General features: G+C 70.7%; 6 protein-coding genes. 3 read left to right on the plus strand and 3 right to left on the minus strand.

Features of this window, described 5'->3' with window-relative positions; all coding sequences use genetic code 11:
- Positions 1–12: 12 nt before the first annotated feature.
- Together ACFVV1_RS33935 and ACFVV1_RS33940 are read right to left on the minus strand one after the other, a co-directional pair.
- Entirely contained in the window at positions 13–2,022 is a 2,010-nt protein-coding gene (locus ACFVV1_RS33935) for a sigma-70 family RNA polymerase sigma factor (protein ID WP_389997387.1), read from the minus strand.
- Positions 2,023–2,857: 835 nt separating this feature from the next.
- Complete coding sequence (locus tag ACFVV1_RS33940; protein WP_389997390.1) at positions 2,858–3,826, minus strand: TetR/AcrR family transcriptional regulator; 969 nt, start codon at positions 3,824–3,826, stop codon at positions 2,858–2,860.
- A gap of 385 nt (positions 3,827–4,211) precedes the next feature.
- Here ACFVV1_RS33940 and ACFVV1_RS33945 point away from each other — a divergent pair, with 385 nt between their 5' ends.
- Positions 4,212–5,591, plus strand: a complete 1,380-nt coding sequence (locus ACFVV1_RS33945) for an NAD(P)/FAD-dependent oxidoreductase (protein WP_389997393.1) — start codon at positions 4,212–4,214, stop codon at positions 5,589–5,591.
- Positions 5,592–5,778: 187 nt separating this feature from the next.
- A complete protein-coding gene (locus tag ACFVV1_RS33950) occupies positions 5,779–7,521 on the plus strand; it encodes a SpoIIE family protein phosphatase (protein WP_389997396.1) in 1,743 nt (580 codons plus the stop codon).
- Positions 7,522–7,563: 42 nt separating this feature from the next.
- On the opposite strand, the gene ACFVV1_RS33955 is transcribed toward ACFVV1_RS33950, so the two are convergent.
- Entirely contained in the window at positions 7,564–8,868 is a 1,305-nt protein-coding gene (locus ACFVV1_RS33955; protein WP_389997399.1) for an MFS transporter, read from the minus strand.
- Positions 8,869–9,022: 154 nt separating this feature from the next.
- Between ACFVV1_RS33955 and ACFVV1_RS33960 the strand changes: the two genes are divergently transcribed.
- Entirely contained in the window at positions 9,023–9,580 is a 558-nt protein-coding gene (locus ACFVV1_RS33960) for a MarR family winged helix-turn-helix transcriptional regulator (protein ID WP_389997402.1), read from the plus strand.
- The last annotated feature ends 364 nt before the right edge of the window (positions 9,581–9,944 follow it).

Raw genomic sequence — 9,944 nt, forward strand, 5'->3', positions numbered from 1 at the left:
CCGCCCGTCGTCTCACCGACAAGTGATGGTCGAATCCGCCCAGTCGGCAAGTGTCGCGCCGCCGCCCGGACGTTCCCGCTCGACGACGAGCCGGATCTTTTCCTGACCGGCGATGCCGACCCCGACGGGAACGGCCGGGTCGTTGCCGTTCATCACCGGGGACTGCCACAGCCGCATCCCGCCACCGTTGAAGACGGAGAAGCGCACGGAGCCCAGCCCCTTGGTCATGTCGTCGACCCCGACCATGGCCTCGTAACGCGTGCACTGCCGGTTCAGCTGGATGGTGACCGAGGACTTGCCGTGGACGGTGACCCCGTGCGCGTACTGCGTGCCTCCGATCGACAGACCGGAACGCTGCCAGACCCAGTTGCTCTCATTGATCACCACCTCCGGCCCGGTGTGGTCGCCCACCATCGAGTAGCTCAGCTCGCTGAGCCGATAGGCGGTCGGTGCGGGCGGCGGCGGTGGAGGAGGGGTCGGCTTCGGCGGAGAGGGCTTCGGCGCGGGTGTCGTCGGCTCGGGAGTGGGTTTCGGAACCGGGGCCGGAGCCGGAGTCGGTGTGGGCGTCGGCGTCGGCGTCGGTATCGGCTTGGACTTCGGCGCGGGCGGCGGCGCGGACGCCGGTGGTGCTGGTGGCAGGGGCCGAGTGGGTTTCGGCGGCGGTGGCGGCTGCGGGGGAGTCGGCGTAGGTGAAGCGGGCGCCACGACAGCGGGCAAGGCCGGCTGTGCGGCCTCGGGCATCGGCTGGTCGTCGCCGACCAGCGCCCAGGTCAGTCCGGCCGCCACCGCCACGGCAACCGCCGCCGCGATACCGGCCTTCGCCGCGGCACCGAGCCCTTCCGAGACCGCGGCACCACCGGCGGCGCCCCCGGAAGAGCTCCCGCCGGTCGTCGCCGCGGCGGCACCCGCACCCGCGGCTCCCGCCGCGCCACCGGCGACGATTCCGGCAGCCTTGAGCGCGTACCCGGCGGCGAACCAGCCGATGACCGCGACCGGCAGCAGCGCAGGAATCCCGGCGTTGACATGGGCCAGTTCGCCCGCGGCGAGCCGGCACTTCGCGCACTCGTCCAGATGCCCCCGCAGGCCGCGCTCGGCCCGCATCCGGAGCCCACCCCGGGCATACGCGCCGAGGCGGTCGGCGTACCGCGCACAGTCGCCGCCCGAGGTGAGCGCCTGACTCACATGCGCCTGCAGGTAGGCCTGCTTGAGCCCTTCGCGGGCCCGGCCGGCCAGGACCGCCGTGGCATTGGCGGTCAGCCCGAACAGCGGGGCGATCTCGCTGGGCGACTCCTCCTCGACGGTGGTGTGCCACAGCACCGCCTGCCAGCGCTCCGGCAGACTGCGGAACGCCTGCATCGCCATCGACTGCTCGGCCTCGTGCATCGCCAGTACATCCGCACCGAGGTCGAGCGTGTCCGCGTCCGACACCTGGGAGGCCTGGGATGCGTGCGCGGCGAACACCGCGAAGTCATCGACCAGTTGCTCCCGCTTCGCGGTCTTGGTCCAGGCGGCTCCGACATGCCGGACAGCCGTCATGAGGTAGGCCCGTACCGCCTGCTCGGGCCCCTTGCCCCGGCGTACCGCCTGCAGCGTGCGGGCGAAGACCTCGGCCGTCAGGTCGTCGGCGGTGTGCGCGTCCCGGCAGCAGGTCCGCGCGTAGCGGCGCACCGCGTCCGAGTGCCGCCGGAACAGCTCCTCGTACGCGAGATCGTCGCCGTCCCGCATCTGTCCGATCAGCTCGGCGTCGGAGAAAGGGGAGTCGGAGGCACCGGCGGCGCTGGTGCTGCTGCCCACCCGCTGCATCGGCACCGCAGCGTCGGCCTCGACACCGGCGCCGAATCCGGCGTCGACGGGCGCCGGCCACGGACCGGGCAGGACGGTGCCGCCCGCGACGTCACCAACCGACCGCTCGGGCCCCGCCTGGCTCGGTACCTGCCGGGAGGGCGGCCCACCGGCCTCCGTCACACCGCCCGTGGCGGAGACGTCGTCGAGCGACTCTTCCTGCTGCCCGTCACCGCTCATCGCGGAAGCCCCCGTTTGCGCTGTCGGACCCGAACACCCGGGCAAGAGTGCCACATGGCGCAATCACGCCGACCCTTCAGCCCCTGCAACCACTCATCCGGGGCGTTTCCCCGAATATGAGCACTAGTGATCACCTATTCGGGGAAGGGGATTGAGCTCTTTTACGCGGGTGGGCCGCAGACAACGGGCGGGCAGCTCCACCGACGAGGGCCACGGGGAGTCAACGCACCGCCGACCAAACACCGACCAGGCACCGGACCGACACCGATCAGAAGCCGTGGAGCGCCGGGTCTGTGGACTGGGGCAGCCGTGGGAGCCGGAGCCGAGAAGCGCAGTCACGTAAGACCGGACAGACGAGTCGGACATATAAGACGAATGCGAGAGCGTATGGGCGACAATGAGCCGCCGAGCCCGCCTCGCCGAAACGGCCACGCAGGCTGCGGACTGCGGATTGCGAACCACCGAACGCAGCAACCTATTCACGCCAGCCATGCGCGGCCGGTCATTCACATCGACCGCGCACCCCGGCAACCGGGCCCGACCGCGCACCCCGGCCATCCGCCCCGGAGAGGCAGTGCGCGCACGTAACACGCCCGCGCACCACCACACCCACGCGCCGCCACCCCTTACCGCGCCGACGCCATCAGGCTTCAGACGCCGACCTGAGCCGACGCCACCAGGCTCAGACACCACCAGGCTTCAGACGCCGACCCGCTCACGCGCCGACACACCCGCGCCTGCCCCGCGGAAGCACTCCGCTCACGGCTCACGCAACGCCCCGCGAACGCAGCGCGACACACCCGCGCACGCCCCGCGGAAGCACTCCGCTCACGGCTCACGCAACGCCCCGCGAACGCAGCCCCTCCAGCAGGATGTCCAGCAACCGGCTCGAAGCTGCGGCCTGCTGAGCCGCATCGGGGAGCGAAGGCGCCGCCGTCGCGATGACCAGCAGCACATCCGCCACCGTCACGTCACGGCGAAGCTCACCGGCTGCCCGCGCCCGTTCCACCAGGCGGCCGACGACCTCCAGCAGCTCACCGGTTCCCGTGCCGTCGTCATCGAGGCCGGTCTCCACGGCTGAACGCCCGTCAGCCGGCCGGGGGCCAGTGTGACCCGCGCCCTGCCTCTGCTGAGGCACCCACGTCTCGTCCCGAGCGCCGCCCGAGCCTGATCCCGATCCGGAGGCCGCCGTGTCCCCCGACTCCCCGACCACAGCCGGGGCGGCGGCAGAAACGGCGGCAGCGGCCGTGGAGTCGGCAGCGGAGTCGACATCCACTCCGACCCGCAGCACCTGAGGCGGCAGCAGCCGCCCCGCACCCGAGGCCACGGACGTCCGCAGGAAGCGCGACAGCGCCGACCACGGCTCGTCCTCCTGGCCCAGCGCGGTCCGCGCCTGGTCCGTCAGCCGGGAGGTCTCCTCCTCGGCTATCCGCCGCACCAGCACGTCCTTGCTCGGGAACCGCCGGTACACCGTGCCGACTCCGACTCTGGCGCGACGCGCCACGTCCTCCATCGGAGCCCCGTATCCCAGCTCGCCGAACACTTCGCGTGCGGCTCGCAGCACATGTTCCAGATTGCGCTGTGCGTCCACGCGGAGCGGAGCCGAGCGGCCGTTGGCCGCAACCGCCCCGACCGTCGCGGCCGACGCGCCCGCCCCGCCCGTCCCGCCTGGTTCGGCCGCTGCGACCGCGCCGACCGGACCTACCGTGTCCACTGTCCCCACTGCACCGTTTCGCCCGTTTTCGTCGGACGAATGGGACGTGACTGCCGCAGCAGTCTGCCAATGAGAATCCTGAATGTGCATAGCTGTTCCCCCGGTTATGACGTCTCCCCCCGGAGACTTCCCGCCGTTTGAGCCGGAGCGCGGATCATGGTCTCCACCCGGCACCCCGACGACATACGAACATAGTTGAGCCCGAGTCAATTCAGAAGGGGGTAGTTCCGCACGGAGCGCCCCCCGATCGGAGCAAGGACCGCTTGGTCACTGATTCGACCCCCGCCCACCACCCCCACCCCAACCTCTGACCTGCGCAGCTTCCGTATCCCCACGGCGATCAGCAGCAGCGGCCTGTCCAGAACCTCCGGTCACACAATTTGCCGGGGCTGTGGACAAACCCTTGAGCACGTTGCGTCATGGGGTGGTGATGGCTTCAGATTCCGGGGGAACACCCCCCGGCCCCCCGCCGGGTGTGCGCATTCTCGTCGTCGGCGGCGGCTACGTCGGGATGTACACCGCACTGCGTCTCCAGCGGAAGCTGAAGCAGAGACTCAGAAGCGGTGAGGCCGAGATCGTCGTCGTCACCCCGGAGCCCTATATGACGTATCAGCCGTTCCTGCCCGAAGCGGCCGCCGGTTCGATCTCGCCGCGCCATGTCGTCGTGCCGCTGCGCCGGGTCCTGGCGGACTGCACGATCGTGATCGGTGAGGCAGAACGTATCGACCACGCCAAACGCACCGCGACCGTCACCACCCTCGCCACCGGGGAGGACGGCACCGGCGCCGTCGAGATCCCGTACGACGAACTCGTCCTCGCACCCGGCTCCGTCTCGCGCACCCTCCCGATCCCCGGCCTCGCCGAGCACGGCATCGGCTTCAAGACCATCGAGGAGGCCATCGGCCTGCGCAACCACGTCATCGAGCAGATGGACATCGCCTCCGCCACCCGCGACCCGGCCATCCGCGACGCCGCCCTCACCTTCGTCTTCGTCGGCGGCGGCTACGCGGGCGTCGAGGCCCTCGCCGAGCTGGAGGACATGGCCCGCTACACCTCGCGGTACTACCACAACATCAAGGCGGACGACCTGAAGTGGATCCTCGTCGAGGCGTCGGACCGCATCCTCCCCGAGGTCGGTGAGGCGATGGGCGTCTACGCGATCCGTGAGCTGCGCGGCCGCAATATCGACGTACGCCTCGACACCAGGCTGGAGTCCTGCGAGGACCGGATCGCCGTCCTGAGCGACGGTTCCCGCTTCCCGACCCGCACCGTCGTGTGGACCGCGGGCGTCAAACCCGCGCCGGTCCTCGCCGCCACCGATCTCCCGCTCAACGAGCGCGGCAGACTCAGATGCACGGCAGAACTCACCGTGGAAGGGGTCGAGCACGCCTGGGCCGCCGGGGACGCCGCGGCCGTGCCCGATCTGACCGCCGCGGAAACGGGCAAGGAGACCGCGCCCAACGCCCAGCACGCCGTGCGCCAGGCCAAGGCCCTCGCCGACAACGTCCTCGCGTCGATCAGCGGCGAACCCCTCACGGAGTACCGGCACAGCTACGCGGGCTCCGTCGCCTCACTCGGCCTCCACAAGGGCGTCGCCCACGTCTACGGTCGCAAGCTCAAGGGCTACCCGGCCTGGCTGATGCACCGTACGTATCACCTCAGCCGGGTTCCGACGTTCAACCGGAAGGCCCGCGTCCTTGCCGAATGGACCCTCGCCGGGCTCTTCAAGCGCGAGATCGTCTCGCTCGGCTCGCTGGAACACCCGCGCGCCGAATTCGAACTCGCCGCAGGAGGCAAACGCCCCGGGCCGGACCACCCCCCGGCCCCCGACGGCCCGCCGGGCAACGGCGGCTGACTGCCCGTCGGCCCGCCACGTCACCCGACCGGGGCCGGACCGTACCGACGACTGTCAGTACGGTCCGCCACACTGGACGTGTGACCATAGGTGGGCCCACATCTGCACAGAGTGACCCGGCCGGCAGTGACCGACAGTGAGCAGCCCGCCCCAGCGGACCAGACCGACACACGAGGCCAGAAATTCCGTGAACTTCACGCGTTGGAGCGCCCGCCTACCCGGAACGCAGCGTCGCGCCGCCGCACGGGACGACCACAGTTCCGTGCCCTCGGCCCGCGCCGAGTACGCAGGGCCCGGGACCGGGCCCTGCCCACCGGACGGCGGCGCGCGGGGCGACACGCACGGCGCGCCTCCCGGGGACCGCGGCCCCGCCCTGGAGGATCTCTCGGCCCAGGACATCCTCGGCCAGCTGCCCGCCCTGGTGGCCCTGGTGTACGGCCCCGACCACCGGATCGCGTACGTCAACGACGCCTACGCCGCCGCCTTCGGACCCCGCCCGGCCGGCGCCCCCGCCGCCGAGGCCATGCCCGAGCTCGCCGAGCTCAGCCTGCTGCCCCTCATGGACCAGGTCCTGCGCAGCGGCACACCCCGTACGGTCAAGTCCCGCAAAGTCCGCAGCGGCAATTCGTACACCGTGACCTGCACCCCGGTACACCGGGACAGCGACGCCGAAGCCGACAACGGCGAAGGGGCCAGGAGCAACAAGCAGACCAAGAAGGACAAGAGCAAGAGAGGTACCGAAGGCGGAGTGCTCGTGTACGCCGCCGACGTCACCGACCACGCCGAAGCGGCCGAACGGCTCCGCGCCAGCGAGCGCCGCCACCGCGAAACGGCCGTCACCCTCCAGCGCTCCCTGCTCCCGCAGGAGCTGGAGCAGCCCGACGACCTGCGGATCGCCGCCACCTACCAGCCCGGTGGCACGGACGCCGCGGTCGGCGGCGACTGGTACGACGTCATCACCCTCGGCGCGGGCCGCACCGCCCTGGTCATCGGTGACGTGATGGGACGTGGGGTACGGGCCGCCGCCGTCATGGGCCAGCTCCGCACCGCCGTGCGCGCCTACGCCCGCCTCGACCTCCCGCCCCACGAGGTGCTCCAGCTCCTCGACGGTCTCGCCGCCGAGATCGACGCCAGCCAGATCGCCACCTGCGCCTACGCGGTCCACGATCCGAACGAGGGCCGGCTCGTCTACGCCTCCGCCGGGCACCTCCCGATCCTGGTGTGCCACGAGGACGGTACGGTCCACCGCGCCGAGGACCCGACAGGACCGCCGCTCGGCACCGGCGGCTGGATCCACACATCGGGCACGATCGCGCTGCCGCCCGGTTCCACCGCGGTCCTCTATACGGACGGCCTGGTGGAGCGCCGCAGCGAGGACATCGACGAGGGTGTCGCCGCCCTGGAGCGCGCTCTTTCCGGGGCGAAGGGTTCCCCCCAGGTGGTCTGCGACCGGCTGATCCGCTCCCTCGGCGTCACCGCGGAGCACGACGACGACGTGGCGGTGCTGGTGGTCCAGCACCCCGCCCGTACCGGCGCGGACGCGGAGCTGTTCCACAACGCCTCGCTCGAACTCCTCGGCGGCGTGGAGGCGGCGCCGCGCGCCCGCGCGTTCGCGAGCGGCGTCCTGACGTCGTGGCGATTCCCGGTCGAGCTCTGCGACCTGGGCGTCCTGGCCGCGGGCGAACTCGTCGCGAACTCCCTCAAGCACGGCACCCCGCCGATGCGCCTGGGCCTGCGCCGCACCGACCGCCGCCTGATCATCGAGGTGACCGACGGCGACGACCACATGCCGCGCCGCCGCCGCGCCGATCCGGCGGACGAAGCGGGCCGCGGCATCTCCATCGTCGCGACGATCGCCACGTCCTGGGGCAGCCGCCGCACCCCGGGCGGCGGCAAGGCGGTCTGGTGCGAATTCGCCCTGCCGCGGTAGGGGCCCTGTCACAGCAGGCCCCCTACCGCCCCGGACACGGACTCAGCGAGTGGCGACGGCGGGGGCGGCGGTCACCGGCTCGGCCTCCGGCAGTGACACGGCCACCACCCTGGACGGCGCCGCCTCGATCGAAGGCTGATCCTGTACGGGAGTGAGCCGTCGGCCGAGCCGCAGCGCCAGCACCGTGATGCCCAGCGAGAACAGCACGAACGTCACGATGTACGGCCCGTGCAGCGTCGCCCCCATCGGCCCGCCCACGGCCGGACCGACCGCGAGTGCGAGCTGCTTGCACAGGGCGAAGGCGGAGTTGTACTGCCCGACCATCGACTCCGGCGCCAGATCGGCGACCAGCGGCGCCACGGTCGGCGACAGCATCGACTCACCGAGCCCGAACAGCGCGTACGTGGAGATCATCGCGGCCGTCGCCATGGTCTGGCTGCCGTGCCCGAGCCCCGCGTACCCGGCCACGATCCAGGCGAACGCCCAGATCAGACCGACCGAGGCGATGACCCGGCTGCGCCTGCGCCGCTCCACCAGACGCAGCACGACGAACTGCGCCACGACGATGACGGCGGTGTTGGCGGCCAGTGCGATACCGAGCGTCGAGGGCTGGATCCCGGCGGCCTCGGTGCCGTACGCCGCGAGCCCGGACTCGAACTGTCCGTAGCAGGCGAAGAACACCACGAAGCCCAGCACGCACAGCTGCACCATGGCCCGGTGCGACAGCAGCGCCCGCAGCCCGCCCGGCGCCTTGGACCCGTCGGTGGGCCTGGAGTCGGAGAAGGACGGCGTACGGGACAGCCGCACCGTGGCGGTGATGACACCGAGCACGACGAACATCGCCGCCTCGATGAGGAACAGCAGGGTGAAGGTCTCCGGCCGGCTCGTGTCGACGATCTGTCCGCCGACCAGCCCACCGATGCCGAGCCCGAGGTTCTGCAGGAAGAACTGCATGGCGAAGGCGCGCGTACGGGTGGCGGTGCTGGAGCACCACACGAGCATGGTGGCGAGCGCCGGCTGCATGACCGCCGTACCGGCCCCGAGGACCGCGGCCGACAGTACGGTGGCGGTCACACCCGACGACAGGCCGAGGGCGATCGAGCCCAGGGAAGCGACGACCGAGGCGACGACGAGCACGGGCAGCGGCCCGCGCCGGTCGATGACACGCCCGCTGAACGGCAGGACAGCCAGCGCCGCCATGGCGAAGACCGCCAGCACGACTCCCGCGGTGCCGGCACCCAGATCCCGTACCTGTGCCACATAGACGTACAGATACGGAACGGTGAACCCCAGCCCGAACGCGCTCAGCGCGCTCCCCAGCTGGATCCGCCGAAGTGCTGCACCCATCTCCCTGGTCACACTCACCTACCTCAAGGTCTCGAAGCGACTTGCCGAGCCACCAAACGACTCGAACCCGAAGACTTTAGCACTAAAGTTAGATGCTCAACAATTCAAGCCGAAGGACTTCGACGGCTTTGGAGGGCATGCCATACTGCCCGCCATGTCTGACACCACCGAGCAGCCCGGCCCGCAGGAGCCGAGCCTCGACGAGCAGCTCGCCGCCTACCAGCGCGAGTTCCGGGACCTGGACCCCCAGGTCGAGCAGGTCGTCTCGGCCCTGGGCCGGCTGAACCGCCGGATGAACGTGGCGTACGGCCGCCAGCTCGCCGCCCTCGGCATCAGCAACGCCGAGTGGGAGGTCCTCAAGACCCTGGTCCTGGCCGGCTCCCCGTACCGCCTGGGCCCGGGAGAGCTGGCCAAGCGCCTCGGTCTCACCCCGGCCGCGATGACCCACCGCATCGACCGCATGGCGGGCGAGGGCCTGGTCACCCGCGACCGGGACGAGAACAACCGGGTTCGGGTGATCGTCGAGCTGACCGATGAGGGCCGCACGAAGTGGCTGGAGGCGATGCGCATGGCCACCGCCTTCGAGGAGGACCTGCTCCAGGACCTCGCCGGCGACGAACGCGGAGTCCTCGGCGACATGCTGATCCGCCTCCTGCGCCGCGTGGAGCACGCCCAGCCGGACGCCGGCGGCCGCCTCACCGACCTGGACTGAACCCGTGCCGGACACGCAGGAAAACGGCTTGACCTGGCCGGGTTGACACCCCCCTCCACGACCCGTAAGGTTCTTCGAGTTGTCACCGAGCCGGAACGGTTCTGCGACAACCAATCCCGCCGCGAATGCGGCAACCAAAACTCAGCACGATCTCCCACTCGGGAAAATTTCGGCATGCCGAAATTAATTTCGAAGACTCGATTATGAGCCGCCGGGAAAATCCGCTAGAGTTTGGAACGTCGGAACGGCCCAACGGCCAGGAAGACAAACCCCGCTGACTGGGAATCAGGCCCGAAAGGATCTGATAGAGTCGGACTCGCCGGAAAGGGAAACGCGAAAGCGAAGAACTGGAAAGCAACCCCCG

This window comes from Streptomyces sp. NPDC058092 (assembly GCF_042884935.1).
Taxonomy (GTDB): Bacteria; Actinomycetota; Actinomycetes; order Streptomycetales; family Streptomycetaceae; genus Streptomyces.

Excerpts from the sequence above, each read along its gene's own strand:
- ACFVV1_RS33940 (WP_389997390.1), bottom strand. The coding sequence starts at position 3,826 with ATGCACATTCAGGATTCTCATTGGCAGACTGCTGCGGCAGTCACGTCC.
- ACFVV1_RS33935 (WP_389997387.1), bottom strand. The coding sequence starts at position 2,022 with ATGAGCGGTGACGGGCAGCAGGAAGAGTCGCTCGACGACGTCTCCGCC.
- ACFVV1_RS33960 (WP_389997402.1), top strand. The coding sequence starts at position 9,023 with ATGTCTGACACCACCGAGCAGCCCGGCCCGCAGGAGCCGAGCCTCGAC.
- ACFVV1_RS33955 (WP_389997399.1), bottom strand. The coding sequence starts at position 8,868 with ATGGGTGCAGCACTTCGGCGGATCCAGCTGGGGAGCGCGCTGAGCGCG.